The organism is Peribacillus sp. NPDC101480 (genome assembly GCF_050277335.1).
In the GTDB taxonomy this organism is placed as follows: Bacteria; Bacillota; Bacilli; order Bacillales; family DSM-1321; genus Peribacillus.
Genome location: NZ_JBNNSB010000001.1, coordinates 492,973 through 519,843 on the forward strand (window position 1 = coordinate 492,973; position 26,871 = coordinate 519,843).

Sequence of the window (26,871 nt, forward strand, 5' to 3'; positions counted from 1 at the left end):
TCACTCCTGCTCTATCCAGGATATAAATCCCGTTTAATGAAAGATCATCGGCACAAAACTTAAGACAGGTGGGGCACATAACAAAAATAGTGAACACAGAATGAGTATTTGTGAGGCTGTTTTTGGAAGCTTTTCCTTCCCTTTTCCCGAGTACCAGCCACTGAACTGAAGTTTATTTCTATACCAGACGAATAATAAAATCAGTATCGCAATCGATCCTAGCCAGCCATACTGATTCACTCCTATGTTTATATATATGCCGTTTACAATGCTCGAAATGATTGTGCCGGCTATCCCGAATATTAATATGATGCGTATCAATTCTAATAAGACCCTCATATGTCACTCCTTGGTTTCATCATTATACTTCTTCGATTAAAAAATAAAAACTTTAAATGATGTGATATTACATATTATACCAAAAAGAAGGAGGGGAATAAAACAGGTGCCTCTTACGATGGGGAATTTATGGGAATATGGGGCTAGCTTTAATTATTGGTTAAACCAGGAGAATTCTTTATAAACAAAAAAGGATTAGCAACCTCAAGCTAATCCTTTTTGTTTAAGATTACTTTAATTGATCATTCAATACACTTTCCTCTAGAACGGAAAACTTATCACCATACACCCTGGTTATGTGGTTTTCCCCCCACGTACATAGTGCGGATAGGATGCTTTCCAGGCTTTGTCCATACTCACTTAATTCATATTCCACTTTTGGGGGGACCTGGTTATAAACGATCCGATTGATGACACCGTCCTGTTCCAACTCCCGCAATTGTTGAGTCAGCATTTTTTGGGTGATGTTTGGCATTAGGCGCTTCAATTCACTAGTCCGCTTTTTTCCGTGAGTCAGATGGCAGAGGATTACGCATTTCCACTTCCCGCCTAGTACTTCCAGTGTTGCTTCAACGGATATATTGTACTTCTTTTTTTGCATGATTTGTATACTCTCCTTATTTTATAGGAACTTTAAGGTACCTATATTACTTTAAAGTACGTACTGTTTTTTATTTGTATTATATCTCATAATAACATTTGCACACCGAATTCCACTGTACCATTTATAAAAAAAGTTGCTTAGGCAATTTCAATGATAGTACAAAACAACAAGAAGGAGAAGAGGATATGATTTCAAATAAAAATAGAAGTACATGGGCATTGCTCGCTTTAGCGATTAGCGCCTTTGCAATTGGAACAACCGAGTTCATCAGCGTGGGATTATTACCGCTCATTTCTAAAGATTTACACATTACAGTCACGACGGCGGGGTTGACGGTATCTCTATACGCCTTGGGGGTCATGTTCGGGGCACCTATCCTTACATCCCTTACATCGAATATGTCGAGAAAGACCTTATTGCTTTGGATCATGGTCGTGTTCATTGCCGGAAATGCATTGGCGGCTTCTGCGACCACGATCAGTGTATTATTGATCGCACGTGTCATTTCAGCGCTTGCACATGGTATTTTCATGTCGATCGGCGCTACGATTGCGGCTGATTTGGTCCCTGAAAACCGCAGGGCGAGTGCCATCGCCATCATGTTCACAGGTCTAACGGTGGCAACGGTGACCGGAGTTCCGTTTGGAACGTTCATCGGGCAGCAATTCGGCTGGAGATTCGCTTTCATCATCATTGTGGCAATCGGCCTGATAGCTTTCATCGGAAATGGCATCCTTGTCCCATCCGATTTAAGAAAAGCTGCACGGACGACGTTCCGTGACCAAATCAAATTGGTGACGAATGGACGTTTGCTGTTAGTATTCATCATTACAGCGTTAGGATACGGAGGTACATTCGTTGTCTTCACGTACCTGTCGCCATTACTTCAGGAAGTAACAGGGTTTAAAGAAGGAACTGTGGCCTTGATTTTGCTAGTATATGGAGTAGCCATAGCGATAGGGAATACTCTCGGCGGGAAATTGGCCAATCGCAATCCTATTAATGCCCTATTCTATATGTTTCTTATACAAGCCATTGTACTGGTGGTCTTGACCTTCACGGCACCGTTTAAGATAGCTGGTTTAATTACGATCATTTTAATGGGATTGTTTGCATTCATGAATGTTCCAGGGCTTCAAGTCTATGTCGTCATGTTAGCGGAGCGTTTCGTGCCGAGTGCAGTGGACGTGGCTTCAGCCATCAATATTGCCGCCTTCAATGCGGGAATCGCCCTTGGTGCCTACTTAGGAGGGGTGATTACCGATTCGATCGGACTGATCCATACAGCGTGGATAGGTGGAGTCATGGTGTTTGCAGCAGTGATTTTAACAGGCTTGAGCCGGGCCTTGGAAAGTAAAGACCGTACCAAGGGAACGGACAAAATAGCATAGGAATGAAAAAGTGATGCATGTTAGAAAAAGCATGCTATGCGTTTAGCGTATCAATAACCAAGTATCATTGCATCCCTTCAGCGAATGATGGAAGGTTCCTTGAAGGGATGTAATGATACTGATACTTAAACGCATTACAATCTTAAAAAACAATGAAGAGAAAATTTGGAGGTAGAGTATAATGGTGAAAAATTTACAAGATACAACTACGTTGCATAATGGAGTTAAAATGCCTTGGTTCGGATTGGGCGTATTTAAGGTGGAAGAAGGACCGGAGCTGGTAAATGCAGTTAAAGTGGCCATTAAACATGGTTATCGCAGCATCGATACGGCTGCCATTTATGAAAATGAAGAAGGGGTTGGACAAGGGATCCGTGAGGGATTGAAAGAAGCTGGAATCTCGAGGGAAGAATTATTCGTAACATCAAAAGTCTGGAATGCTGATTTGGGATATGAATCAACAATCGCGGCTTACGAAAAAAGCTTAAAGAAACTTGGCTTGGAGTACTTGGATTTATATCTTATCCATTGGCCAGTGGAAGGGAAATATAAAGAAGCTTGGAGAGCGTTAGAAACTTTATATAAAGAAGGAAAAGTAAAGGCGATCGGTGTGAGCAATTTCCAAATTCACCATCTAAAAGATTTGATGGAAGATGCAGAAGTGAAGCCGATGGTCAATCAAGTGGAATGCCATCCGCGTTTAACTCAAAAAGAAGTTCAGGCATTTTGTAAGGAACAAGGAATACAACTTGAAGCATGGTCTCCTTTGATGCAAGGTGAACTGCTGGATAATGAAGTATTACAAGCAATTGCAACCAACCATGGCAAGTCTGTTGCACAAGTCATTTTACGCTGGGATTTACAAAATGGGATTGTAACGATTCCAAAATCAACTAAAGAACATCGTATTGTCGAAAACTCAACTGTATTCGATTTCGAATTGACAGAAGAGGAAATGAACCAAATTGATGGATTGAATCAGAATCACCGTGTTGGTCCAGATCCTGATAATTTCGACTTTTAATTAAGTATGAAGGAGAGGGACGGGATATCCGTCTTTCTCTTTTTTTATGGATTTCTGCATCGGAATTTACAATGACAGCTTCGGGAATCTGATTAGTTGACACAATATTACTGGGATGATATAAATGCATGTGCATGCATTATATAAAAAAGGAGATAAAAAATTATGAATGATTTATTTTCACCTTATCGCATAAAAGAACTTGAACTGAAAAATAGGATCGTCATGCCGCCGATGTGCCAATACTCCGTCGAAGCGGAAGATGGTATACCAACGAATTGGCACCATCAGCATTATGTAAGCAGGGCAGTTGGCGGTACGGGGTTAATTATAGTTGAAATGACCGATGTGGAGCCTGATGGGCGCATTTCGAATCGCGATCTTGGATTATGGTCCGACGATCAAATTGGGGCTTTCTCCAACATCGTTAAGGAAGTTCATCAATACGGTGCAAAAATCGGAATACAAATTGCCCATGCAGGCCGTAAAGCGGAGGATGCGGAAACGCCGGTGGCACCATCAGCCATTGCGTTTGATGAAACGTACAAAACACCAAGAGCTTTAGAAACGGAAGAAGTGAAGGAAATGGTCGATAAATTCCGGGCATCGGCCAGAAGGGCAGTTACAGCAGGATTTGACGTAATCGAATTACATGGTGCACACGGGTATTTAATCCACCAATTCACATCACCGCTTACGAATAAACGTGATGATGAATATGGAAGAGACCTGAACAAATTCGGAGTGGAAGTCATTAAAGCAGTGAAAAACGAAATGCCTGCCGACATGCCTTTAATCATGCGCATTTCTGCAAAAGAATACGTTGAAGGCGGATATGGTATTGAAGAAAGCATTGCATTTTCACAAGTCTTTAAAGAAGCAGGCGTCGATATGTTCCATGTGAGCTCTGGAGGAGAAGGCCCGATTGGAGCAGACGGAAGGCCTGGTACCCATGCCAGCTATCAAACTCCGTTGGCCAGGGAAATCAAAAAAGCTTTGGATATTCCGGTGATTGCCGTAGGTAGATTAGATGATCCGATTCTTGCAAATTCAATCATAGGTAATGAAGAAGCGGATTTGGTTGCCGTCGGCAGAGGAATGCTGCGAAACCCTTATTGGGCATTGGAAGCATCTAAAGCTTTGAATAAAAAAACGGAGATCCCTGAACAATATCAACTGGGATTCAAGCATTAATACGAACTCATGCTTTAAAACGCCGGCGAATAATATATTCGCCGGCGTTTTTACAGTCAGGCTTGAGGGAATTTTCATCAGGAAATCGATTACGTGATGTTTAACTGGAAATTTTGCTATAATGAAAAAGATAAATCAAACGATAATTCGAGGTGCTAATTATGGAAGAAATCAAAATCATTACAACTGAAGAAGTGGAAGCTAAGCTTGAGGCAGGAGAAGCGATGGAACTTGTCGATGTTCGTGAAGACGAAGAAGTGCAAGAGGGAATGATCGAAGGCGCTAAACATATTCGCATGAATGATATCCCGGCAAACCTTGACTATTTTGATAAAGAAAAAGAATATATTTTTATCTGCCGTTCAGGACGCCGCAGTGAAAATGTATGCCATTATCTTCAGGAACAAGGATATAAAGTGGCAAACATGGTTGGCGGAATGCTTGAATGGGACGGCGAAGTCATCGTTAAGTGAGGTTCCTCAAAAAGACCTGTTACTTTTGTAAGCGTAAATCCAGGAATGTGACGGTTTATTTGAATGAAGAAAGAAAAAAGATCATGGTTTGTTCACAGTGCCGTGAATATGCAGAAAGACGCGCATATTTGAAGGCGTAAAAAAAGAGACCTTTCATCATGAAAGGTCTCTTTTTTCTGTATGGACCTCTTCTAACTGGAATGTATAAATTATATGTTAAAATTAGGGGGTTAAAATCAGAAAATATAGAAAAAGGAGAGTTGAAGCATGAATGTTCATAAAATAGCGGTCATTGCGGGTGATGGGATAGGCCCTGAGGTGATTGATGAGGGTGTAAAGGTCCTTAAAGAAGTAGCTGCAATTGCCGGGGATTTTTCTTTCCAGTTCAGCTATTTTCCATGGGGCTGTGAATATTATCTTGAGCACGGTAAAATGCTTCCCGACGACGGACTTGAACAACTGATGAAGTTTGACGCTGTGTATCTTGGGGCGGTCGGTTATCCTGGTGTCCCGGACCATATTTCTTTACGTGAACTTCTGCTGAAAATCAGAAAGGGATTTGATCAATATGTGAATGTTCGACCCGTTAAATTGCTTCAAGGTGCACCCTGTCCATTAAAAGACGTGACTCGGGACCAAATCGATATGGTTGTCATCCGTGAAAACAGTGAAGGAGAATATTCCGGTGCCGGTGATTGGCTTTTTAAAGGCAAGCCGGAAGAAGTCGTCCTGCAGACGGGGGTCTTTTCAAGAAAAGGGACGGAGAGGATCATCCGTTATGCGTATGAACTTGCGCGTAAGACGGGCAGGACGCTAACGAGTATAAGCAAGGCGAACGCTTTGAATTATTCAATGGTTTTTTGGGATCAGGTTTTTGAAGAAATTGGACAGGAGTTTCCGGATGTAGAAACGAATTCCTATTTGGTCGATGCTGCAAGCATGTATTTTGTCAAGCAGCCCGAACGGTTTCAAATCGTTGTAACCTCCAATTTGTTTGGTGACATCATCACGGATTTAGGTGCTGCCATTGCAGGCGGGATGGGACTGGCGGCCGGTGCCAATTTAAACCCGGAACGGATTTATCCTTCGATGTTCGAACCGATCCATGGTTCAGCCCCGGATATAGCACATCAAGGCATTGCCAATCCACTTGCGGCCATATGGTCCGCCAGTCAGATTCTCGATTTCTTTGGACATGAGGTTTGGGGTGCTAAAGTGTTGGACGTGATCGAACAGGTGATGGTCGATAAAAAGGCGCTCACCCCTGATATGGGCGGGACAGCTTCTTCAGGAGAAGTCGGGGATGAAGTGGTTGCATTAATATCCGCTTTACAAACAAATCAAGTATAATATTTTTGAAAAATGGGCATCCTGCACAATAACTATCATTATAGTAAAAGGGCGGGGAGAGCCGATGATACAAGTCAAATTATTTGATTATGAGCATGAAAAGGATCTTGAGGATGAAATGAACTTTTTCCTTGAAGATATTCGTGATAATCAAATAGTCGATATCAAATACAATGTCGCCACTACAGGTGAAGAGGAAGAGGAACAGATCTACTGTTTTAGTGCGATGATCATCTATAAAAAAAAATAAAGGCCGGCTGGCCTATAATCAACATTAGACTACCTATTGCTTGCTGGCAGGCAATAGGTAGTCTTTTTTTTATGGAAATCAGAATTTTGACTTCCTCGGAAGGGAGCATATACGATGTGGAAATTAGGACGATGTCGCTTCCCCGCCGTTGACATGAAGTGTTTGTACTGTCACAAAACGGGAATCATCAGAAGCGAGATAGACAAAGGTGGGAGCCAGTTCAAATGGCTGGCCTTGACGCTCCATCGGGTTATCGACTTGTCACTTCGTCTGCCGAGAAACTTGCCGGGATGAGGGGTGTCCAAAACCTTCCGGGTGCAACGGCGTTCACCCGGATGCCTTGATCGACAAGACTGTTTGCCAAGGCACGGGTAAAACCAATGTTGGCCCCTTTAGTCGCCGTGTAATCAATTAATTGCTTATTCCCATTAAACGTCACGACAGAAGATGTATTAATGATGGAGGACCCAGCTTTTAAATGGGGAAGGGCAGCACGGGTCGTGTAGAAGTGGGAATAGATATTCACCTTAAAGGTATCATCGAATTGCTCATCCGTAATATCAAGCAAGCTTAATTGTTGAAATTGAATACCCACGTGGTTACAAAGAATATTGAGCTTTCCAAATGTTTTGATGGTGTCTTCCACGATCTTGATGCATTGCTGTTTATCCCTTAAGTCACCAGGCAGCAGTAAGCAACGTTGTCCAAGCTCTTCAATTCTCGTTTTAGTCCGATTGGCATCCTCATGTTCATCCAGATAAGCGATGGAAACATCTGCGCCTTCTTTAGCAAAAGCGATGGCAGCCGCAGCGCCAATTCCACTGTCTCCGCCAGTTATCAATGCGACACTGCCTGTTAATTTTCCACTGCCCTAATAATTGGGATTTTCGGTGATGGGCCGTGGCACCATTAATTTTTCTACACCAGGCTGGCGAAATTGGCGTTGCTCCGGAACCGTGAGGGGGACGTCTTGATAACGAGTGATTTTTCCATAATTCGGATGCATGGGATAGCCTTCACATGATGATTTCTTTTTCTTATCTTCTGCCATGAGGAGTCCTCCTAAAAAAGAATTTAGTCGGATTACTCTATGACGATCAGGTATATGCCGTGCATGAAGAACATGTATGGGGACGGGCTCGTTGCCGTACAGCTCGAATATGCTGAAGTGTAGAAAAAAAGTTTTTGGAGGCCTCAATATGCCATATTATTATAGCGAAGAAGTGAAATTGTTATTGGTCGATCAATCTGATGAAAAAGTGGAGTTGTTATATGATTCCAACCCAAATACCTTTGAATTGCCGCTGATAGGACCAAGACCGCCATATTATTATAACCCGCGCTATGTGCCGCATTATCCCGTGATTTAAGGTCAACGTACTAGGGGGAATGCATGAAGAAAGGAGTTTGCTGAAATGGGCTGCCTTGGTCTTTCGATGAGTGGACTAAAAGCAGCCTCAATTCGATTCAACTAAGTTCCGGATCATAACAGATGTCATTAAGAAAAACTGATTATATTTATCTATGAATTTTACAAACACGGAGATAATAGGTAAAGTTATACATAATACATAGAGCGGACTGGTGTATTTAAAGGAGAGATCCATTTTGGATAACAATATGAAACAACTAATAGAAAATCTACAGCAATCGGATGGTGGACATATCTTATACTGTTTTAATGAATTGGAAGCCTACATTGAAAATGAGGCAACATTCATCATTGAGGGTGTTGAACAGGGAGACCATCTTCTGGTCGTCGAAAATGACCGTATCTTTCCTTTTGTGTACAAGAAATTGCAGCTTCATTTAAATGAGGAGCAATTGGAGCAAGTGCATCTTATGAACAATTTTGATTTTTATTGTTTTCATGGAAACTTCCATCCTTCGACGATGGTTAATTATTTCTTGGAAAATATCGTTACATATACTGAACGCAATCAGCACGTGCGGACTTGGGGCCATGTTGAATGGGGCCATGACGATCAAGCCACCTTAGCGATAGGAGAATATGAAAAAGGAATCGACAAATTGATCAAGGAACGAGGATTGATTTCTGTTTGTGCGTACGATGACTGCAGAGTGCCTGCCGAGCTTAAAATAAACTTGATCAAGCATCATGGGGTCCTGATAACCGATGAAAAAATCACGATTTTAGCAAACGGATAGAATGGAAGGGGCGAGTTATTTGGAAAGTTTTACTGAACGGGTAATTAATATCATACAACAAATCCCTTCCGGTAAAGTGATGACATATGGTCAAATTGGACAGCTCGCCGGAAGTCCGCGCGGTGCAAGGCAGGTCGTAAGGATCCTTCATTCAAGCAGCAAAAAGCATGACCTTCCTTGGCACCGGGTAATCAATGCCAAAGGAGAAATCGGCATAAAAGCGGAGGGAGCCGCAGAACACCAGAAGGCGATGCTCGAGAGTGAAGGCGTCACTTTCACGAAACGGAATACCATTGATCTTGAAGCCTTTCGCCATCATCCAGAAATATTTTAAACGAAAAGCCGGATAATAGAGGCGTCGCGGGTACGGCCCAAAAAAGTACGGTGAAGACCCAAATAACCGCATCTTCGCCTGAATCAAAGCCCAACAAACACCGAATGGATGTATAGGCTTACGAAATCGCATTAAAAGAGGCTGATCCAAGCGGATCAGCCTCTTTTACGAATTATGAACGGGCATACATGGCAGCATTCATTCCGGCGAGTCTTCCGGTTACTAATGCCGATGTGATATTATAGCCGCCTGTGTATCCGTGTATATCCAGAATTTCACCGCAGAAATACAGTCCGTCCATTAGTTTGGATGCCATTTCCTTTGGATGTATTTCTTTGACGGATACGCCGCCGCCCGTGACGAAGGCTTTTTCCAGCGGCTGGGTGCCGTGCACTCCGAATTGGAAGTCCTTGCATAATTCTGCAAAGCGGCGGATTTTTTCATTTGATATCGTCGCTCCTTGTTCTTGAAGGTCGATCCCGCTTCGCTCAAGCAGGAAGTGAAGGTATCGTTCAGGAACTAAGCCTTTTAAGGTGTTTTTAATGGCTTTTTTCGGTTCGGCCTTGATTTCCTTCATGATATCTTGAAAAACCTCTTCCTTGTTTCGGTCCGGCAGGGCATCGAGTTTCATAGTCACTTCCGACAGGTTCCATTTTTTCATCGCTTTCACGACGAATTGGCTGCATCTTAGAACAGCTGGACCGGAGACGCCAAAATGGGTGAAGAGCATATCCATTCGGTGTGTAATCTGGGCCTTGCCCTTTGGGTTAAGGACACTCAATGAAACATCGCGAAGTGCGAGACCTTGAAGTGTTCGATTTTTAATGAATGTTTCATTGCTAAGTACGGGAACTTCAGTTGGGAAAAGCTCGGTAATAGTATGTCCCGCCTTTTTAGCCCATGCGTAGCCGTCTCCCGTTGAACCGGTGTGGGGAACTGATTTTCCGCCGACTGCAATCACGACTGCATCCGTGTCAATGGTCTGGCCATCTTTTAACTGGACACCGCTGGTTTTTCCATGTTCATAGAGAACTTCCGCAACTGGGGAGTTCTTATAGATCGTTACTTTTAAATTCGACAGGCGCGTCAGAAGGGCATCCACGACACTTTGCGCTTTATCGTTGACAGGGAACATCCGGCCATGGTCCTCTTCTTTAAGAGCCACGCCCAATTTTTCAAAGAATTGAATAATGTCTTCATTATTGAACTCTGAGAATGCACTGTATAGAAATCGCCCGTTTCCAGGGATATGCTGAATGATTTCATCGATTGAGAGCCTGTTCGTCACGTTGCAGCGTCCGCCGCCCGAGATTGCAAGTTTCCTGCCAAGCTTCTCGCCTTTATCCACTAACAAGACATGGGCACCTTTTTCCCCGGCTGCAATTGCTGCCATCAATCCGGAAGGACCGCCGCCAATTACCACTACATCATATTTCAAGTTGATCACCACTTTATCATTTTCAGTCCCTTCATTATATAGCAAGAGCCCGTCAGATTGCGAATGTAGAAGAAAAGGAATTATTTGTTTGTGTATTATCATCGAAAACGATAAACTTGAGTGTAGTTTTCTATAGAAAAAATTCTTTAATATGATAAGATAAAGAGCGTGTGAAACGTAACTGACAGAGGCAGGAAGGGATTAGATGTCATCTAAGTTTTTAAAAGGGGCTTTTATATTAACGCTGGGAGCGATCATTTCCAAGATACTTGGTTTATTTTACGTTATCCCATTTGAACATATGGTTGGGAATAAAGGGGCTACCCTCTATCAATATGGGTACGTTCCATATACCATTTTCATTAGTTTTGCAACGGCAGGCATGCCGCTTGCTGTTTCTAAATTCATTTCGAAGTATAATGCGCTTGAGGAATACGCAGTCGGTGAGAAGTTATTTAAATCGAGCCTGAAATTAATGGTTGTCACAGGTTTTCTCGCTTTTTTGATTCTCTATACGATGGCCCCGCTGTTTACTGGAGTCTTTGGGGTCAGGCAGGAAGATGTCAGTGATGTCACCGAGATCATACGGGCGGTCAGCTTCGCCTTGATTTTTGTACCGTTCATGAGCATCATCCGCGGCTTCTTTCAAGGTCATGAAGCGATGGAACCAACGGCCATCTCTCAGGTTATCGAACAAATTGTCCGCATCGTGTTCCTTTTGGCCGGTGTGTATGTTGTTTTGAATGTCCTGGATGGAGAGTTAGTGAGAGCCATCCAAGTAGCTACCTTCGCGGCAACGGTCGGGGCTGTCGGCGGTTTAGTGGTGTTATTTTGGTATTGGAAAAAACAAAAACCCCATTTGGACAGCTTGATGAAGAAAGACCGGGGGACGATGGAAATTTCCCTGAAGGAGATTTATAAAGAAATATTTCTTTCGTCGATTCCTTTCATATTTGTCGGAATCGCGATGCCATTGTTTCAGTTTGCGGACTTGCTGTCTTTCAATAAGGCGATGTCTTCAATCGGTTTGCAGCACGTCGCAGAAGATGCCCTTGGGGTGTTGAATGTATATGCCCAGAAGCTTGTCTTGATTCCGATGACACTTGCAACCGGATTTTCAATGGCGCTTCTTCCCTCGGTGACGAAGGCATATGTAAGCGAGGATTCGGAAGAGTTAAACCGCCAGCTGAACCAAGCCTTCCAAATTTTGTTGTTCATTACCATTCCAGCTGTCGTTGGCATGTCGGTGCTAGCCGATCCAATCTATAGTGCCTTTTACAGCCATGATCCACTTGGAATCAGTGTCCTGAAGGCATATGCGCCCGTTTCCATCTTATTTGCGCTTTTTTCCGTTTCGGCGGCCATTTTACAAGGCATCAATCAGCAAAAATATACAGTGCTCAGCCTGCTTGTGGGCTTTTTAATCAAATTGAGCTTGAATATCCCGTTGATCAAGCTGTTTGAAACGGAAGGATCCGTTTATGCTACGGCATTCGGCTACTTGGCTGCTGTGCTGCTGAATTTGTATGTCATTACCTACTTTACTGGATATCGTTACGGCCTTACCATCAGAAGATCTGTTTTGATCACAGTTTTTTCAATAATAATGGGACTGGCTGCATGGGGCATGAACAGTTTATTATCGCTTTGGCTTACAACGGAAGGGCGCTTCCAGGCGATTTTGATCGTGGCCGTTTGTGCAATTTTTGGAGCGCTCATTTATGCGGCGCTTTCCTTGAAAAGCAAACTTGCCCATCGTTTGTTCGGTACCCGGATCGATCGGTTAAAAGCTAAATTAGGATTATAAGCTGGAAGTTTGATGTGTAAAATAAAGGGTATTGAATGTTGAATCCCCAGATTAAAATATATTGGCCTTGCCTGACATTTAAGTGGGCAAGGCTTTTTACTGAAAAAGGCTTTAGGAGGAAACGATGAGAATAGATAAGATTTTATCCAATATTGGTTATGGCAGCAGGAAAGAAGTGAAAAAGCTCCTGAAATCCGGCGCCGTGAAGGTCAATGACAGGCTTCTTAAGGACCCGAAGGAACAAGTGGACCCTGAAACGGAAATAGTTACGGTTCATGGTGAACGGGTTGAATACAGGGAATTCATATATTTAATGATGAATAAACCGCCAGGCGTATTGTCGGCAACGGAAGACAACTACCAAGAAACGGTCATCGACATCTTGGAGCCGGAGGATTCGGTATTCGAGCCATTTCCTGTAGGCCGTCTTGATAAGGACACAGAAGGTTTATTGCTAATAACGAATGATGGAAAGCTTGCCCACCAACTGCTTTCTCCAAAGAAACATGTCCCTAAAACATATTTTGCGGTCATTGATGGCGAAGTGACGGAACGGGATATCGAGGCATTCCGCAACGGCGTGACCTTGGATGATGGATACGAAACAAAACCAGGTGAATTGAACATTTTAAAATCAGGTCTGACATCGGATATCGAGCTAACGATCATGGAAGGAAAGTTCCATCAGGTGAAGCGGATGTTTGAGTCCGTTGGCAAACGTGTCGTCTACCTAAAGCGTCTTTCCATGGGGAGTTTACAGCTTGATGAGGAACTTGAGCTTGGTGAATACCGTGAGTTGACGGCGGAGGAGCTTGAACAGTTAAAGGCAGGCCAACCGACTGAATGATAGCTGGATACAAAAAATGAGGCGGACAATATTGTCTGCCTCAAAGTATTTTACATATCGATCTTGTTCGGGTGGTCGTTCTTTTTACGATGACATCTTCACCTTTTTACTTGTTGTCGTCCAAAGGCCACGGCTTGGGCTTTGAACAAGGTCATTGTATGCTAAGACATTTAAATCGCGCTGCACAGTTCGAGGAGTGATGCCAAATTCTTCTACAAGCTCTTGAGTAGAAACCGTACCGTTATTACTAATGAACATATAAACGGATTTAATACGGGTTAACATGCGATTTGTTGAAGGTTTCAAAAAATCACTCCTTATTCTTTTCATTGTTATTTTGAACAAATGAAAACAACCGATATGTCGGACAGCATTTCAGCTGTCACTATGTACTTGCTATACCCACCCTATAACTCCTCGGAAACATTTAGAAAAAATAAGATGTCATTAGCTTCATTCTACCCCTTTGCAAAAGCAAATTCTAGGAAAAGATACTAATTGACTAAATATTACATTTATTATATCAAATTTTAACAAAATTATTCTCTATACCTATAGAAAAATTAATAAAGAGCTGTTCCATTTGTTCATGATCATATTTTTCCAATACAGGATGCTTACTATGCATCCTGAGATGCCGCACAAAACGAACGTTGACTTTTAAGGCATATACATGTTAGATTGTAAATCGTAACAATTACGCTTTGTGTATTGGTATAGGAATTGCTTGATGGCTTGCGGTTACGATGTCATAATGAGGTATCGGGCAGTATAGACTTTTCATACATATCCAAGAGGATTTAAATATAAACCAATTCGAGGTAGAGCCATATGAACGAAAGATTAATGGAGTTTTTATTGCGCGACGAAGTAACCAGACTTTCTGGCGTCAAAAAACAAGTGTATGAATTCATTGTGAACGAGGAAGATTATCTTGCATCGAAGGCGGACACGGTCGATCAATTCATGAGATTGCTGGTAAAGCATTCTCCGCCAAGGCTCGCAGCCCGTCATTTCAACATGCCATATGGGGAAATCATTCGTTTCATGAATGAAATAGAAGATGAACTGAATGAGAGATTAGAGGAAAGATGCAAGAAAGTGAAGTGGATGGACTACACGGAAAAGGACCAGCAGGCATTTGAGGAATATCATAGGAAGTTATATCTATTTGTAAATTAATAAATTGGATCATCAAGATGCCCTGGTATGAAAGGGCATTTCAGACTGTAGCCAAACTCGATGAAAATCGAATTTGGCTACAGTTTTTTTTGCTTGTACAAATTTAGACGTTGATTTCCACTTCAGGCACTCGCTTTCCGCGGGCGGTCCGGGAGCCTCCTCGGCGCACTTGCGCCTGTGGGGTCTCCCTTGGACTCGCTATTCCCGCAGGAGTCTCGCACCTTCCGTTCCAAACAACTTTGTAATAACTTTAGATAGAACCCTTTTGTATACAAACTGAAATGCCCTGGTATGAAAGGGCATTTTTTTTATTTGTCCGGAACCGTTAAACGGGTATCCAGCACAATCATTGTTTGAATGGACCATAAGAGCAAGAATGAGGACGATTTGGAGCTGGGTTGATTGTTAGAATAAGGACAAATAAATTTTAGGGGCATCTATAATGACTAACATTAAGGAATTCAATGAATTACACTTTTCGAAGGACCTGTTGATATTGGGGAATGCCTGGGATCTATTATCGGCCTTGATTCTCGAGAAATCAGGATTCAAGGCGATTGGAACGACAAGCTGGGGAATTGCCAACTCCCTGGGTTATTCTGATGGCGAATTGATTGATTTTGAAAGACATTTAGGTATTATTAAACTAATTGCGGATAATGTGAAAATTCCCGTCACTGCGGACATTGAAGCAGGCTATGGTGAAACCGAAGAAAAGATTGTCGATAATGTGTTAAGGACGGCAGACGTCGGTGTAGCCGGGATCAATATTGAGGATTCATTCAAAAAACAAAAAGGTCTAAGAGATATATCTCAACACTGCAGCCTACTATTAAAAATAAGGGAAGCGTTGGATTATAATGGGTATGAAGGTTTTTACATCAATGCTAGAACAGATACTTATTTTCAAAAAGAAAATCATTTCCAGGAAACGGCAGAGCGGGCAAAAGCGTATGTGGAGAGTGGTGCCAGAGGAATATTCATCCCTGGATTAACGAACCATGATGATATAAAGGAAATCACTTTGAATGTAGGCGCTCCCCTTAATGTATTATCTTTGCCTGGATTGACGAATGGTAAGGAGCTTGAGGAATTCTCAGTTTCGGAAATGCCCTATCCGATAAAGTCTTTGCATTGATAGAACGAGAGACAGCACGAATAGTAGAGCTAAATGACACCTCACATTTATATGGGAACTAAACCTGAAAGGATGCGGAGTATAATGGCTGTTGCTATAAATCTTACTTTTGAAGAAATGTGGGAGAAGATCATTGCTTGCGACCCTAAATATGACGGACTATTCTTTACGGCAGTAAAGACAACTAAAATATACTGCCGCCCTTCGTGCAGGTCAAGGGAGCCGAAAAAAATAAATGTGAAATTCTATCATGACATCGATGAAGTCGAAAAGGCTGGTTTCCGTGCTTGCAAACGATGCCAACCGGAAGTTGATGATTCCCCTCAGTTGGGACTTGTAAGAGATATCATTGCTTTCTTGGTAAATCAGTATAATCAAAAAGTGGAATTAAAGGATATTGCCAATCATGTCGGTGTAAGTTCCTATTATCTGGAGCGGCTGTTCAAAAAGGAAACATTAGAAACTCCCCGTTCGTACTTGGAAAAAATAAGAGTGGATAAAGCTTCATACCTTCTAACAAGCACAAGTCTAACGAACCTTGAGATTTGCCTTGAAGTGGGCTTCCAAAGCCCTTCAAACTTTTATAAAGTATTTCGCCGTTTGAAAAATTGTACTCCAAGTGAATATCGTAACATGAATCTTAAGAATCGAATGTAAGCCACATATACAGAATTGGAGTTCCTTATATGCCTGAATTATATAAACTAGATTATGAATCGCCGATTGGAGTTATCGAGATATCAGGAACGAATGATGCCATTTGTTCCATACTGTTCGCTGAAAGGGATATAAAGATAAATATTATGCAAGAGCAAACGCCCAAGGTTTTGGCGGAGTGCTTTAGTCAGCTTGATGAGTATTTCAAAGGTGAACGCAGGGAATTTACATTTCCTTATATACTTGAAGGGACCATCTTCCAAAAAAACGTGTGGAACGCATTAACAGGAATCCTGTACGCTAACACGGGTTCCTATAAAGACATCGCCGTTTCAATCGGTAATGAAAAAGCCATTAGGGCAGTAGGGAGCGCTAACGGCAGAAATAAGTTAAGCATCGTGATTCCTTGTCATCGAATAATAGGTTCAAATGGGAAATTAACTGGTTATGCGGGTGGCTTATGGAGAAAGGAATGGCTCCTTCAGCATGAAAGGAATTTTAATTGAGGTACTAGGCTCAACTTTATGGGAATCGCCCGGGCCCGGTCAGAGTCAAAACCAGAAATTAGCCTGAGTTTCACTCTCCATTGATGGAGGACACAGTTTTTTATTTAGGAATGGTCTCATCCCGATCCCTCTCATGATTTTAGTGAGGGGTTTTTTTACCACATTTTTCAAACAAAACTTGGTTATCTTTCACGTATTTTTACTGTTTTATAGGATGAAAACTCTCTGGATTGAAGAAATTTGCGACACTCCTGCCGAAAAACTGGCTAGCCGAGACCCCACAGACGCTTGGCAGACAGTCGGCGGAAAGGGAGCGGGTTTCTGAAATCAACTGCAACTTGAACAAAAAAACGGGAATTATACTATTGTATAGTTCCCGTTTTTTTCTTGCTTTTAAGAAAGAATCAAATGTGTGTCGTTCTCTTTAAACGAAGAGATGAAATCTTTATGTAAATGATCGTCGGTTATGATGTAATCGATTTTATCCAGTGAAGATATCCCGATGGTCACGTCTTTCCCAAACTTTGTGCTGTCAGCGGCAACATAGACTTCTTGGGATAGATCTATGATTTTTTTTCGTGTGTTCGCTTCTTCTAAATTATAGTCGGATATGCCTTTTTCAACGGTTATGCCGCTCGCACAAATGAATGCTTTTGTAATATTCAATTCACTAAAGTTGAATAAGTAGTCAAATGCAACGATGGATTGTTCATTTCGCCTGACTTTCCCGCCAATGATCAATATCTCGATGTCGCTATGAATGAGCTCATTTACAACGGGGATCGAACTGGTTATCACGGTCAGTTTCTTTTTCTGTTTTATATATTTAGCGATTTGATAGGTTGTCGAACCACTATCGATATAAATGCAATCACCATCGTCGATATACTCACTGCATTTTTGAGCGATGGATTCCTTTTCTTCTAATTGACTGAACATCCGTTCATCTATCGTCGACTCTCCAAACTTCGATTGAACCAGCTTAACGCCGCCATAGATCTTTTCTATTTTTCCTTGCCTTGTAAGAAGGTTTATATCCCTTCTGATGGTTTCGATGGAAACTTGCATTTCTTCAGTAAGCTCGGCAATCTTCATAACTTTTCTAATCGTTAATAACTCGATGATCTTCTTTTGCCTTTCAAGAGGAAGCATAAGTTACACCCGCCTATTCTTCATATCTATCTTCCTGATATTCAGTTTAAGTGTACTGTTTACCCCAAACATATTCAACATATAGATGATAAAAATATCACTAGTTGGTCAAAAGTTAGTATTAAGTTAGTAATAAAGTGTTCAATATTTACAGGGTATTTACAAAAATCGCAAATTCGTTTTACAAATGGCTTTTATACTAAGGGTGTATTAAAGGAGGTGAACGGTTTGCTAAAATTACAAAATATTAGCAAGCAATTCGATGGAAAATCAGTTTTGGATAATATAAATCTTGAAATAAAAACGGGGGAGATCGTTTCACTATTAGGACCAAGTGGAAGCGGCAAAACTACTTTATTACATATAATTTTGGGCTTGACGGGTATCAATCATGGAAAAATCATTTTCAATGATACCGATTTGAGTAACGTGCCCATGAAGGACCGGGGATTTAATATCGTTTTCCAGGATTACGCTCTTTTCCCGCATTTGAATGCCTATGAAAATATCGTTTATGGATTGAGGAACAGGAAGGGATCCGTTTCCAAGGAAGAGCTTCAAGAATACATAGATTTCCTGGAATTAACACCGCATTTAAAAAAAAGGATCAGCGAATTATCCGGGGGTCAGAAGCAAAGGGTTTCGATCGCAAGGACTCTTGTAATGAAACCGAAAATCCTATTACTTGATGAGCCGCTGAGTGCTTTGGATGGTGTGATCAAGGAATCGATAAAGGAACGCATCAAATCCATTGCCCGAGAATTTAAGCTCACGACGATCATAGTGACACATGACCCGGAAGAGGCTTTGACGATGTCCGATAAGATTTTGATCATTAATCAAGGGAATATTTCTCAATTTGGATCGCCTCAAGAAATAATCAATCAGCCAGCCAATGATTTTGTGAAGGAATTCATTCTTAAACAACTGGAGATCAAGAGAGAAAATATTTACAACTTATTCGGTGAAAAGTATGCCTGATGTAAAACCGGCAATGAGAGTCATTTATATACCTATCTTACTGCTATTTGCCGCTTTTCTTTTCTTGCCGCTTGGGATATTGTTCGTCCGTTCTTTTGAAACGGCTGATGGAATCAGTCTCTCGAATTATCTAACGGTCCTTTCAAATGCAGAGCTGATGATGTCATTTGGAAGCAGCGTGAAAATCTCAGGGCTCACAGCCGTCATTACGACCGTTTTAGCCTTTTTCCTGGCCTATTCCATCCATTGCACCCGATTATATAGGCCGTTAAAAAGTGTAATTAAAACAGGGATCCTTATTCCGATGCTGCTTCCGACGATAACTTTCGGGTTTGCGATCATCTACTCTTTCGGAAATCAAGGAATCATAACGAAGATTTTTGGAAGGAATCTATTCGATATATACGGATTTAATGGATTATTGATAGGTTATGTGATTTATACATTGCCATCAGCTTTTCTGCTCATTAATAATTCCTTCAAGTACATGGATAAAAAGTTCATCATCGTTTCAAAATTAATGGGTGACGGAACGATAAGAAGTTTCATGAATACGATCATACGGCCATTATCGGGAACTTTGGGAGGAGCCTTTGTACTTTCATTCATCTTGAGCTTCACCGATTTTGGGATACCAGCTTCAGTCGGCGGGACCTACTCCGTTGTTGCGACGCAGCTGTATCAAGTCATGCTAGGTTCAATCCCTGATTTCAATAACGGTGCAGTGATTGCCATTCTCATGCTCATTCCGGTAGTATTCAGTGTTTTTCTATTAAACTATCTCGAAAAACTTAATTTTCATTATGACAAGTTCAGCGATATCGAATTGACGAAGCACATAGGAAGGGATATATGTTTTGGGGGTATCTCGCTGCTGGTCTTGATAGGGATGTTTTCTGTATTTGCGGTCATGTTCATTGCACCATTTTTAACTAGTTTCCCTTACGATCTCTCGTTCACCATAAAGCACTTTATCGACACATTCCAATCAAGCGATTTAACGGCAGTTTATAAAAACTCCTTATTCGTTGCCTTGATGACGGCTGTAATGGGAACGTTCATCGCCTTTAGCTCTGCGGTTTTGAATGTCCGGACGCCCCTTAAGGGGAAATCGTCAATGGATGTCATTTCGATGCTGACGAATACAGTACCGGGAATGGTGTTGGGCTTATCGTATTTGCTGCTGTTCAACGGCAGCAGCTGGAAGGGAACCTTTGCCATCATCATTCTATGTAACATTGTCCACTTCTTTACAACACCCTATTTAATGGCGAAGAACTCTTTATCCAAAATGAACCCTGGTTGGGAAACCACCGGGAATCTATTGGGGGATAGCTGGATCAGGACAATCTATCGTGTCATTCTGCCAAATTCGGCATCTACGGTGATCGAGATGTTCAGCTACTATTTCATCAATAGTATGGTGACGATCAGCGGAATCATCTTTTTGGTCACGGCCCAAACCACATTAGTGGCCAGTAAAATTAAAGAGCTTCAGCATTTTGCGAAATTCAATGAAATATTCATCCTGTCTTTACTTATCTTTTTTACAAATCTAGTCGTGAAGCTGCTTTGTGATCATTATCAAAAAAGACAATTCAAACATTAATGAGGGGGATATTATGTCTAAAACATTGAAGATAGCCTTACTTTCTTTAGTTGCTTTAAGTTTGGTATTTGTATTGGTCGGCCGTAACAGCGGCAAAGCGGATGAGGAAAAGGTGGTCATTTATACGAATGGAGATGAAGAAGCCACTGCAGCAATGGAGACTTCCCTGAAAGATGCCGGATATGAAGGGAAATACGTCCTTCAATCATTAGGCACATCTGAATTAGGAGGGAAACTGCTCGCAGAAGGCGCTGAAATCGAGGCCGATGTCGTGACGATGAGTTCCTATTTCATTGAAAGTGCCCAAGATCAGCACTCCATGTTCAAGGACCTGTCATTCAGTGCAAAAGCTTTGGAAAAAAATCCAGCCTATTACACGCCGATTTTGGCAAATACCGGTTCCATTTTTGTAAATACGGAAGTGCTTAAACAAAAAGGCCTGCCGATGCCTACCTCGATTAAGGATTTAACAAAGCCGGAATATAAAGGATTCGTTTCAATTCCTAATATCCTGGACTCTTCAACAGGGTGGCTGTTAGTTCAAGCAATAATCAGTCAATACGGTGACGCAGAGGGGAAAAAGGTTCTCCATGATTTAATAGCAAATAGCGGTCCGCATCTTGAGAGCTCAGGTTCAGGTCCAATCAATAAAGTTCAAGCAGGGGAAGTGGCTGCCGGTTTTGGTTTACGCTACCAAGCCGTGATGGCTAAAGAGTCGGGCTTACCGATCAAGTTCGTCGATCCGGTTGAGGGGAATTTCTCCTACACGGAATCTGTGGCTGTCGTGAATAAAGATAATGAAGGTAGAACAAGTTTAGCAATGAAAATGGCAGAAACAATCAGTAAAGATGCTAGAGAAGAATTGCTGAAACATTACCCGGTCGCACTTTATGAAGGTGAAAAGGTAACGGAAAAGAACAAACCGGCCCATCCTAAGAAATACAAGCAGCCCCTAACGGTTGAATTATTAAAACAGCATCAAGAGTTCTTTAAATCAGCACAATGATAAATACAGTGAGGAGTGAAGTAAAATGAATACCTATAAACTATTGACGCCTGGACCGCTGACCACTACAAGTACGGTGAAACAGGAAATGCTTGTTGACCGCTGTACGTGGGAAAATGATTATAAAGAAATTACACAAAAAATCAGATCCCAGCTTCTTGAATTGGCGTATGCTGCAAACGGAGAATATACGGCTGTACTTATGCAGGGAAGCGGCTCGTTTGTTGTAGAATCTGTGCTGACGACTGCACTTTCAAAATCCGATAAAGTGCTGATCATAACGAATGGTGCATATGGGAAACGGATTGTGAAAATGGCGGAGTGCATCGGGCTGAATCATGTGGAGTATGGCGTTGAGTACAATGAGTTTCCAAATGAAGCTGAAATCCGGAACATTTTACTGGATGATCGTGACATCACACATATAGCAATGGTTCATTGTGAAACGACGACAGGGATTTTAAATCCGATAGAAATGGTTTCGAAGATATCACAGGAACAAGGAAAAATCTTGATCATTGATGCGATGAGCAGCTTTGGCGGAGTTGACATGAATGTGCCTGAACTCGGAATTGATTATTTGATCAGCAGTGCAAATAAATGCATTCAAGGAATCCCCGGTTTTGGTTTTGTCATCGTAAAGCTTGAGAAATTATTGGCTTGTGAAGGCAATGCCCGCAGTTTGTCCTTGGATTTATATGATCAGTGGAAAGAGATGGACAAGGATGGGAAATGGCGTTTCACTTCTCCAACACATGTAGTGGCCGCGTTTGCTAAAGCGTTGGAAGAATTAACGGAAGAAGGCGGCATCCCAGCTAGATTCTCCCGCTATAAAAATAATAATGACAGGCTGAGGGAGCTGATGGGAAAATTGGGCATTCATGCATATATCTCACCTGATAAACAATCGCCTATCATTACAACTTTCCTTTTTCCAACTGAAGCCTTTGATTTTGAGGACTTCTATAATTTTATCAAAGAGAGGGGATACGTAATATACCCTGGAAAGCTTACTGACATAGATACATTCCGAATTGGCAATATTGGCGAAATCCATGAAGAAGATATCGAGGAACTTGGCAGGATCGTAGAAAAATATATGAAAGTGGTGACAGTATGAATAAGGTAGAAGGAATCATTTTGGATTGGGCAGGAACAGCTGTGGATTTTGGATGTTTTGCACCAGTGAATGTTTTTGTGGATATTTTTAAGAATGCTGGACTGGACGTGACGATGGAGGAAGCCAGAGCCCCGATGGGCATGCTGAAAATCGACCATATTCGTGCGATGCTGACCATGCCAAGGATATCTTCGTTATGGGAGGAACGATACGGAAGGCCATTCAATGAGGAAGACGTTGAAAAACTATATGCTGAATTCGAACCGGCACTGATGATGTCATTGGCGGATTATACAGATCCCATTCCGGGGGTTATCGAGACGGTGGAAGCATTAAGGAATCGGGGCTTGAAGATTGGGTCGACAACGGGATATACGGATACAATGATGGAGGTCGTCTCAGCAAATGCTTTGCAAAAAGGGTATCGGCCGGATTTCCATGTAACCCCGGATCAAACCGATTCGATTGGAAGGCCTTATCCTTACATGATATATAGGAATATGGAAAAATTGAAATTGGCGGCTTCATGGAAAGTAGTGAAGGTGGGCGATACCATTTCCGATATGCAAGAGGCAGTGAATGCTGGAGTATGGTCGGTCGGAATCATTGTCGGAAGCTCTGAGATGGGATTGAGTTTGGATGAGTATACGAGTTTACCAGAACGAGATAAACAAAACCTCATCTCTAAAACGGCAGACACATTTATGCAAAACGGAGCCGACTTCACCATCAAAACGATGGAGGAACTGCCTGAACTCATAGATACCATCAACCTTCTAATAGCGGATGGGAAAAGACCTCGTTCAAACTAACATTCAGTGCGAAGAAAGTGCAGCATATCCTTCATTCTCGATTGGGAATGAGATATGTCTGCACTTTATCACTTTTGGACTGATTGTTATCCCTATATTCTTTATTTTTTTTTACAAGGTGGAAGACTTACGACATCAATCTTTTCGTTAGATAACCATTCGATAGATAATCCAGTAATGAACTGTAGGTCTCATACCGACAATAGTTTATGTCTAAACCGTTTTTCATCTTTTTTATAAACAGCGTGACTTTATTTTAAATCTACACTATAATTTTCTTCGATTTTTAATACTGGTGGCTGTTTTTTAAGTCCTTTTGTCAATACAAGTAAATAAATGAAGCCTATTATTAACCAACTTACTCCAAGTACTTTTGAGTGCGCATCAAGATTCACAAGAAGTAAAATATCAAGGGCAGCTCCAATAATAGGAACAAATAAATATAAGACAGTTCCTTTAACCGAACGTTCTCTATTTCTAATATAATAATGAGCAATTACGGAAATATTAACACAAGTGTACGCAAGAAACGCCCCGAAATTAATAAATGATGCTACAAGATCTAAACTTAAAAATAAAGCAAGCAAAGAGACAAAACTAATGATCAGTATATTATTTACGGGTGTTCTATATCTCGGATGCAGGCTGCCAAAGAACTTTTTAGGAAACTGCCCATCTCGCCCCATCGTATAGAGGACTCGTGATGCACTTGCCTGGGACGACATGGCACTACCCAATACAGCTAATGCATAAAGCGCAAGATATACTGAGTACATCGCCTTTCCACCAACAAGTTTAATAATTTCGTAGGCAGCCGAATCAGGATTATTAAATGTGTTATACTCTGGCCATACAAGATACGAGAAATATGAAACACTTGTAAAGATTAAACCACCACCAAGAGTAATTAAAATAATAGCTCGGGGAATTGTTTTCTTAGGGTTCACTGTCTCTTCCGCAAACGCTGTAACTGATTCAAACCCAAGGAAACAAAAGCATAATAAAGCTGCTCCAGCTATTGTATAAGAAAAGGGTTCTTTCGAATTATAGAATGGCTCAAGAGATAAAAGAGTTGCCGTGCTTTCTCCCATAAAAATTTCCTTAATCGAAAAACCTATAAAGATAACGATAAAAAGAAAAGCAAAAATCGTTATGAATGCGTTTACATTTGTGGCAATCTTCAATCCTTTAATATTAATAAAAGTGACGAGAATCAGCATACCTAAAATCCAGATGTAACTTGGAATTGTAGGAAAGGCTGCTGAGAAAAAAATACCAAATACTAAATAATTCACCATGGGCATAAATAAATAATCCATTAAGATCACCCATCCGACAAGAAATCCAACAGAGGGATTGAGCGATTTTTGCGTATAAACATATGCAGAACCTGAAGATGGAAACGCAATTGCCATTTTCCCATAACTGTAAGCAGTAAACATCATTACCACTAGAGCAACTATCATTGCTCCCGGAACCGTACCGTGGGAAATATTGGCCGCAATACCATACGTAGTAAAAGCTGTGGTTAACCCCATAAATGAAAAACCAAACAATACAACTGGAATGAGTGTCAGTGTTCTATCCGTTTTACTTAAATTTGACATGTAAAATACTCTCCTCTTTTACCTGATTTAACTTTTTACAAGAAATAGGATCAATATTATTACATCTTTTTTAATGCGTGGTTTTCTAGAAATCATAAAAAAGTCAGAAAGATGCTAGGGAGCCTACTTTGAATTATCCATGAATTTGTTGTCTTGTTTCCCCATTCCTCGTAAGGAATTCCGTCTGCAGAATAACAAAGATAATTCCTGCAAAAATCTTCTCGCCGGCATCTTTACTGACTCCTGGAATTTCTTTAGTAGCGACTTGTTCAATAACGTGTACACTGATTTCTAATCAATCGAAATGAAACGTAGGATATGAGATGACTCTAAGAACGCTTTATTATTTTGACAATAGTAACTCCGTTTTTATATCTGTATAAGGCATGTCATGATTGATCCCAACTTCGTGATGAACAATTTCACCGTTCAAAGTGCTGATACAATTTCTTACTATTACATCATTTTCTACAACCTCTTTCAAACCATTATTCGCAATGTTCATAATATATGGGCCGGTTGTCATCAGCATCATGTTTGTCGAGGTTTGTGGACATAGAGCCGGCATATTCGGGACACAGTAATGTAGGACTTCTTGTTCGTAGTAAACTGGATCCTCTAAAGTCGTATAACGTGAGGTTTCAATTATACCCGTTCCTGCAATATCAATAATAATAGAATTAGGTTTCATCTTACTGACCATCTCTCGTGTAATGAGAGGCTCGGTTACCCCTGGCATCGGATAAATTGTATTAATTAAAACATCACTTTGAATAAGTTCTTCAAACATCATATCTTTATCCCAACCCAAAATGTCCACCTGTGGCAACTGGTTGTTCAAATAATCAATGCGTTTCATTGATGCTTCCATGATTGTTACATTCAATCCAAGACCCACAGCAACTTGCGCAGTATTGAGTCCAGCATTGCCACCACCAAGTATGAGTACATTGCTCGACGGTAAACCGGCCAGTTTCCGGAGAAGTATACCTTTTCCTCCATAACCATATTGAGCATATTTGACTGCTTCAAGCATTGCTAATGTTCCGGCAATTTCACTCATTGGTTTAATGGTAGGTCTTGTCCCGTCAGGTAAAACGATTAATTCCATTGATAATGAAATGGCTTTTTTATCTAGTAATGCCTGTGTCATTTCATGATTTACATCTTCTGCCAAATGAAACCATGCCATTATCATTTGATCTTCTTTAAGAAGGCCGTATTCATAGGGTTGAAGTTCCTTCACTTTAACAACAAATTCTGCCTTCTCATAAATTTCGTCAATCGTGTTTACTATTTTTGCTCCAGCCAAAACATATTTCTCGTCACAAAAACCACTAGCTTCTCCTGCCATGCTTTGTATTAGTACTTCATGACCGTAAGCTGTTAATTTTTTTACCCATGTTGGATTTAATCCCACTCTAGTCTCTGCAGTTTTTAATTCTTTAGGAACTCCTACTATCATTGTTCATTCTCCTTTTTAATTGCATTTAATTTATTGAACATTCTAAAATCTTACAGGGAAATGATAACCCTTTCATTAGACACGGGGTTAAATTTATATTAGTTTTTTTTTAACCAAGCACTTTTGGCCATTTTGTACTTTTATGAATATAGCATTGGTGAAAAGTGATGATTTTTCCATTGTTTATCGAATGTTTTGGTCGTTTAAAGTTTCAGTACTCCACCGTTCATGCACACATATAACTGATGAATAATGGTGAGAATTATGATAGATTATCAGGTTGATTAAGGTTTTCAACAAAGCACGTAAAAGAACTTACTTATAGACATTGGTCGTATTACTTGGGGTTAAACAAAGATAGGGTACCATATTTTATGGGCTTAGACTTTCTAGTATAGTTATAATAAGATGATACA

The 26,871-nt window shown here is 41.1% G+C and carries 26 protein-coding genes and 2 pseudogenes; 20 read left to right on the plus strand and 8 right to left on the minus strand.

The features are described from left to right. Nucleotides 1–33: 33 nt before the first annotated feature. Nucleotides 34–339: a hypothetical protein gene (locus tag ACQKMF_RS02555; RefSeq protein ID WP_101223496.1), complete on the minus strand. Its 306-nt coding sequence runs from the start codon at nt 337–339 to the stop codon at nt 34–36. Between the two features lie 229 nt (nt 340–568). Beyond that, complete coding sequence (locus ACQKMF_RS02560; protein ID WP_063232600.1) at nt 569–940, minus strand: winged helix-turn-helix transcriptional regulator; 372 nt, start codon at nt 938–940, stop codon at nt 569–571. A 188-nt stretch (nt 941–1,128) separates the two neighbouring features. Between ACQKMF_RS02560 and ACQKMF_RS02565 the strand changes: the two genes are divergently transcribed. The 6 genes from ACQKMF_RS02565 to ACQKMF_RS02590 all read left to right on the plus strand — a co-directional run bounded on the left by ACQKMF_RS02565 (nt 1,129) and on the right by ACQKMF_RS02590 (nt 6,625). Next, complete coding sequence (locus ACQKMF_RS02565) at nt 1,129–2,334, plus strand: MFS transporter (protein ID WP_101223044.1); 1,206 nt, start codon at nt 1,129–1,131, stop codon at nt 2,332–2,334. A 181-nt stretch (nt 2,335–2,515) separates the two neighbouring features. After that, nucleotides 2,516–3,358, plus strand: coding sequence for an aldo/keto reductase (locus tag ACQKMF_RS02570; protein WP_427571662.1), 843 nt, complete (start codon nt 2,516–2,518; stop codon nt 3,356–3,358). A 165-nt stretch (nt 3,359–3,523) separates the two neighbouring features. Continuing rightward, nucleotides 3,524–4,552 carry an NADH:flavin oxidoreductase/NADH oxidase gene (locus ACQKMF_RS02575; RefSeq protein WP_427571664.1) on the plus strand — a complete coding sequence of 343 codons (1,029 nt, stop codon included), beginning with the start codon at nt 3,524–3,526 and terminating at the stop codon, nt 4,550–4,552. A 161-nt stretch (nt 4,553–4,713) separates the two neighbouring features. Continuing rightward, nucleotides 4,714–5,025: a rhodanese-like domain-containing protein gene (locus tag ACQKMF_RS02580; protein WP_034309364.1), complete on the plus strand. Its 312-nt coding sequence runs from the start codon at nt 4,714–4,716 to the stop codon at nt 5,023–5,025. A 267-nt stretch (nt 5,026–5,292) separates the two neighbouring features. Next, a complete protein-coding gene (locus ACQKMF_RS02585) occupies nt 5,293–6,375 on the plus strand; it encodes a tartrate dehydrogenase (RefSeq protein WP_427571666.1) in 1,083 nt (360 codons plus the stop codon). A 64-nt stretch (nt 6,376–6,439) separates the two neighbouring features. After that, a complete protein-coding gene (locus ACQKMF_RS02590; RefSeq protein WP_048682016.1) occupies nt 6,440–6,625 on the plus strand; it encodes a sporulation protein Cse60 in 186 nt (61 codons plus the stop codon). A 123-nt stretch (nt 6,626–6,748) separates the two neighbouring features. On the opposite strand, the pseudogene ACQKMF_RS02595 reads toward ACQKMF_RS02590, so the two are convergent. Then, nucleotides 6,749–7,676, minus strand: a pseudogene (locus ACQKMF_RS02595) (SDR family oxidoreductase). Nucleotides 7,677–7,824: 148 nt separating this feature from the next. Between ACQKMF_RS02595 and ACQKMF_RS02600 the strand changes: the two are divergent. The 3 genes from ACQKMF_RS02600 to ACQKMF_RS02610 all read left to right on the plus strand — a co-directional run bounded on the left by ACQKMF_RS02600 (nt 7,825) and on the right by ACQKMF_RS02610 (nt 9,128). Further along, nucleotides 7,825–7,995, plus strand: coding sequence for a hypothetical protein (locus ACQKMF_RS02600; protein ID WP_260358390.1), 171 nt, complete (start codon nt 7,825–7,827; stop codon nt 7,993–7,995). Between the two features lie 238 nt (nt 7,996–8,233). Then, nucleotides 8,234–8,794: an MEDS domain-containing protein gene (locus tag ACQKMF_RS02605; RefSeq protein WP_402939088.1), complete on the plus strand. Its 561-nt coding sequence runs from the start codon at nt 8,234–8,236 to the stop codon at nt 8,792–8,794. Nucleotide 8,795: 1 nt separating this feature from the next. Next, a complete protein-coding gene (locus tag ACQKMF_RS02610) occupies nt 8,796–9,128 on the plus strand; it encodes an MGMT family protein (RefSeq protein ID WP_101223038.1) in 333 nt (110 codons plus the stop codon). Between the two features lie 172 nt (nt 9,129–9,300). Here ACQKMF_RS02610 and ACQKMF_RS02615 read toward each other — a convergent pair whose 3' ends face one another. Next, on the minus strand, nt 9,301–10,566 hold the full coding sequence (locus tag ACQKMF_RS02615; protein ID WP_427571669.1) for an NAD(P)/FAD-dependent oxidoreductase: 1,266 nt from the start codon (nt 10,564–10,566) through the stop codon (nt 9,301–9,303). 205 nt (nt 10,567–10,771) lie between these two features. On the opposite strand from ACQKMF_RS02615, the gene ACQKMF_RS02620 reads away from it, so the two are divergent. Then, on the plus strand, nt 10,772–12,373 hold the full coding sequence (locus tag ACQKMF_RS02620; RefSeq protein WP_230176692.1) for a putative polysaccharide biosynthesis protein: 1,602 nt from the start codon (nt 10,772–10,774) through the stop codon (nt 12,371–12,373). A 124-nt stretch (nt 12,374–12,497) separates the two neighbouring features. Beyond that, nucleotides 12,498–13,220, plus strand: coding sequence for a pseudouridine synthase (locus tag ACQKMF_RS02625; protein WP_101223035.1), 723 nt, complete (start codon nt 12,498–12,500; stop codon nt 13,218–13,220). Between the two features lie 84 nt (nt 13,221–13,304). Here the strand turns inward: ACQKMF_RS02625 and ACQKMF_RS02630 are convergent, their stop codons facing one another. Continuing rightward, nucleotides 13,305–13,526 (minus strand): DeoR family transcriptional regulator, encoded by a 222-nt coding sequence (locus ACQKMF_RS02630; protein ID WP_034309346.1) that lies wholly within the window; start codon nt 13,524–13,526, stop codon nt 13,305–13,307. A 525-nt stretch (nt 13,527–14,051) separates the two neighbouring features. Between ACQKMF_RS02630 and ACQKMF_RS02635 the strand changes: the two genes are divergently transcribed. The 4 genes and pseudogenes from ACQKMF_RS02635 (at nt 14,052) to ACQKMF_RS02650 (ending at nt 16,703) form a co-directional block, all read left to right on the plus strand. Next, nucleotides 14,052–14,402, plus strand: a complete 351-nt coding sequence (locus tag ACQKMF_RS02635) for a hypothetical protein (protein WP_101223034.1) — start codon at nt 14,052–14,054, stop codon at nt 14,400–14,402. Nucleotides 14,403–14,844: 442 nt separating this feature from the next. Next, a pseudogene (locus ACQKMF_RS02640) lies at nt 14,845–15,602 on the plus strand (isocitrate lyase/PEP mutase family protein). Between the two features lie 22 nt (nt 15,603–15,624). Beyond that, nucleotides 15,625–16,197 carry a bifunctional transcriptional activator/DNA repair enzyme AdaA gene (locus tag ACQKMF_RS02645; RefSeq protein WP_427571672.1) on the plus strand — a complete coding sequence of 191 codons (573 nt, stop codon included), beginning with the start codon at nt 15,625–15,627 and terminating at the stop codon, nt 16,195–16,197. 29 nt (nt 16,198–16,226) lie between these two features. Continuing rightward, nucleotides 16,227–16,703, plus strand: a complete 477-nt coding sequence (locus ACQKMF_RS02650) for a methylated-DNA--[protein]-cysteine S-methyltransferase (protein ID WP_101223031.1) — start codon at nt 16,227–16,229, stop codon at nt 16,701–16,703. Nucleotides 16,704–17,096: 393 nt separating this feature from the next. Here ACQKMF_RS02650 and ACQKMF_RS02655 read toward each other — a convergent pair whose 3' ends face one another. Next, complete coding sequence (locus tag ACQKMF_RS02655) at nt 17,097–17,855, minus strand: DeoR/GlpR family DNA-binding transcription regulator (RefSeq protein WP_230176695.1); 759 nt, start codon at nt 17,853–17,855, stop codon at nt 17,097–17,099. 228 nt (nt 17,856–18,083) lie between these two features. On the opposite strand from ACQKMF_RS02655, the gene ACQKMF_RS02660 reads away from it, so the two are divergent. From ACQKMF_RS02660 to phnX, 5 genes are read left to right on the plus strand one after another with little or no spacing between them, the layout of a single operon-like run. Continuing rightward, entirely contained in the window at nt 18,084–18,836 is a 753-nt protein-coding gene (locus tag ACQKMF_RS02660; RefSeq protein ID WP_101223028.1) for an ABC transporter ATP-binding protein, read from the plus strand. Continuing rightward, nucleotides 18,829–20,445 (plus strand): ABC transporter permease subunit, encoded by a 1,617-nt coding sequence (locus ACQKMF_RS02665; protein ID WP_427571675.1) that lies wholly within the window; start codon nt 18,829–18,831, stop codon nt 20,443–20,445. Before ACQKMF_RS02660 ends, ACQKMF_RS02665 begins: the two co-directional genes overlap by 8 nt. Before the next feature lie 13 nt (nt 20,446–20,458). Beyond that, nucleotides 20,459–21,451: an extracellular solute-binding protein gene (locus ACQKMF_RS02670; protein ID WP_230176696.1), complete on the plus strand. Its 993-nt coding sequence runs from the start codon at nt 20,459–20,461 to the stop codon at nt 21,449–21,451. A gap of 25 nt (nt 21,452–21,476) precedes the next feature. Then, on the plus strand, nt 21,477–22,571 hold the full coding sequence (gene phnW, locus ACQKMF_RS02675) for a 2-aminoethylphosphonate--pyruvate transaminase (protein WP_101223025.1): 1,095 nt from the start codon (nt 21,477–21,479) through the stop codon (nt 22,569–22,571). Continuing rightward, nucleotides 22,568–23,383 (plus strand): phosphonoacetaldehyde hydrolase, encoded by an 816-nt coding sequence (gene phnX / locus ACQKMF_RS02680; protein WP_427571677.1) that lies wholly within the window; start codon nt 22,568–22,570, stop codon nt 23,381–23,383. The genes phnW and phnX overlap by 4 nt, the downstream gene beginning before the upstream one ends. 251 nt (nt 23,384–23,634) lie before the next feature. On the opposite strand, the gene ACQKMF_RS02685 is transcribed toward phnX, so the two are convergent. Both ACQKMF_RS02685 and ACQKMF_RS02690 read right to left on the minus strand, forming a co-directional pair. Then, nucleotides 23,635–24,990: an APC family permease gene (locus ACQKMF_RS02685; RefSeq protein ID WP_427571679.1), complete on the minus strand. Its 1,356-nt coding sequence runs from the start codon at nt 24,988–24,990 to the stop codon at nt 23,635–23,637. 343 nt (nt 24,991–25,333) lie between these two features. Next, nucleotides 25,334–26,455: an alanine dehydrogenase gene (locus ACQKMF_RS02690; protein WP_101223022.1), complete on the minus strand. Its 1,122-nt coding sequence runs from the start codon at nt 26,453–26,455 to the stop codon at nt 25,334–25,336. Between the last annotated feature and the right edge of the window lie 416 nt (nt 26,456–26,871).

Coding starts and splice junctions, on each gene's coding strand:
- ACQKMF_RS02575 (WP_427571664.1), top strand. CDS start 3,524: ATGAATGATTTATTTTCACCTTATCGCATAAAAGAACTTGAACTGAAA.
- ACQKMF_RS02645 (WP_427571672.1), top strand. CDS start 15,625: ATGGCTGTTGCTATAAATCTTACTTTTGAAGAAATGTGGGAGAAGATC.
- ACQKMF_RS02655 (WP_230176695.1), bottom strand. CDS start 17,855: ATGCTTCCTCTTGAAAGGCAAAAGAAGATCATCGAGTTATTAACGATT.
- ACQKMF_RS02650 (WP_101223031.1), top strand. CDS start 16,227: ATGCCTGAATTATATAAACTAGATTATGAATCGCCGATTGGAGTTATC.
- ACQKMF_RS02580 (WP_034309364.1), top strand. CDS start 4,714: ATGGAAGAAATCAAAATCATTACAACTGAAGAAGTGGAAGCTAAGCTT.
- ACQKMF_RS02690 (WP_101223022.1), bottom strand. CDS start 26,455: ATGATAGTAGGAGTTCCTAAAGAATTAAAAACTGCAGAGACTAGAGTG.
- ACQKMF_RS02565 (WP_101223044.1), top strand. CDS start 1,129: ATGATTTCAAATAAAAATAGAAGTACATGGGCATTGCTCGCTTTAGCG.
- ACQKMF_RS02635 (WP_101223034.1), top strand. CDS start 14,052: ATGAACGAAAGATTAATGGAGTTTTTATTGCGCGACGAAGTAACCAGA.
- ACQKMF_RS02620 (WP_230176692.1), top strand. CDS start 10,772: ATGTCATCTAAGTTTTTAAAAGGGGCTTTTATATTAACGCTGGGAGCG.
- phnX (WP_427571677.1), top strand. CDS start 22,568: ATGAATAAGGTAGAAGGAATCATTTTGGATTGGGCAGGAACAGCTGTG.
- ACQKMF_RS02665 (WP_427571675.1), top strand. CDS start 18,829: ATGCCTGATGTAAAACCGGCAATGAGAGTCATTTATATACCTATCTTA.
- ACQKMF_RS02670 (WP_230176696.1), top strand. CDS start 20,459: ATGTCTAAAACATTGAAGATAGCCTTACTTTCTTTAGTTGCTTTAAGT.
- ACQKMF_RS02585 (WP_427571666.1), top strand. CDS start 5,293: ATGAATGTTCATAAAATAGCGGTCATTGCGGGTGATGGGATAGGCCCT.
- ACQKMF_RS02625 (WP_101223035.1), top strand. CDS start 12,498: ATGAGAATAGATAAGATTTTATCCAATATTGGTTATGGCAGCAGGAAA.
- ACQKMF_RS02560 (WP_063232600.1), bottom strand. CDS start 940: ATGCAAAAAAAGAAGTACAATATATCCGTTGAAGCAACACTGGAAGTA.
- ACQKMF_RS02600 (WP_260358390.1), top strand. CDS start 7,825: ATGCCATATTATTATAGCGAAGAAGTGAAATTGTTATTGGTCGATCAA.
- ACQKMF_RS02555 (WP_101223496.1), bottom strand. CDS start 339: ATGAGGGTCTTATTAGAATTGATACGCATCATATTAATATTCGGGATA.
- ACQKMF_RS02685 (WP_427571679.1), bottom strand. CDS start 24,990: ATGTCAAATTTAAGTAAAACGGATAGAACACTGACACTCATTCCAGTT.
- ACQKMF_RS02570 (WP_427571662.1), top strand. CDS start 2,516: ATGGTGAAAAATTTACAAGATACAACTACGTTGCATAATGGAGTTAAA.
- ACQKMF_RS02590 (WP_048682016.1), top strand. CDS start 6,440: ATGATACAAGTCAAATTATTTGATTATGAGCATGAAAAGGATCTTGAG.
- phnW (WP_101223025.1), top strand. CDS start 21,477: ATGAATACCTATAAACTATTGACGCCTGGACCGCTGACCACTACAAGT.
- ACQKMF_RS02610 (WP_101223038.1), top strand. CDS start 8,796: ATGGAAGGGGCGAGTTATTTGGAAAGTTTTACTGAACGGGTAATTAAT.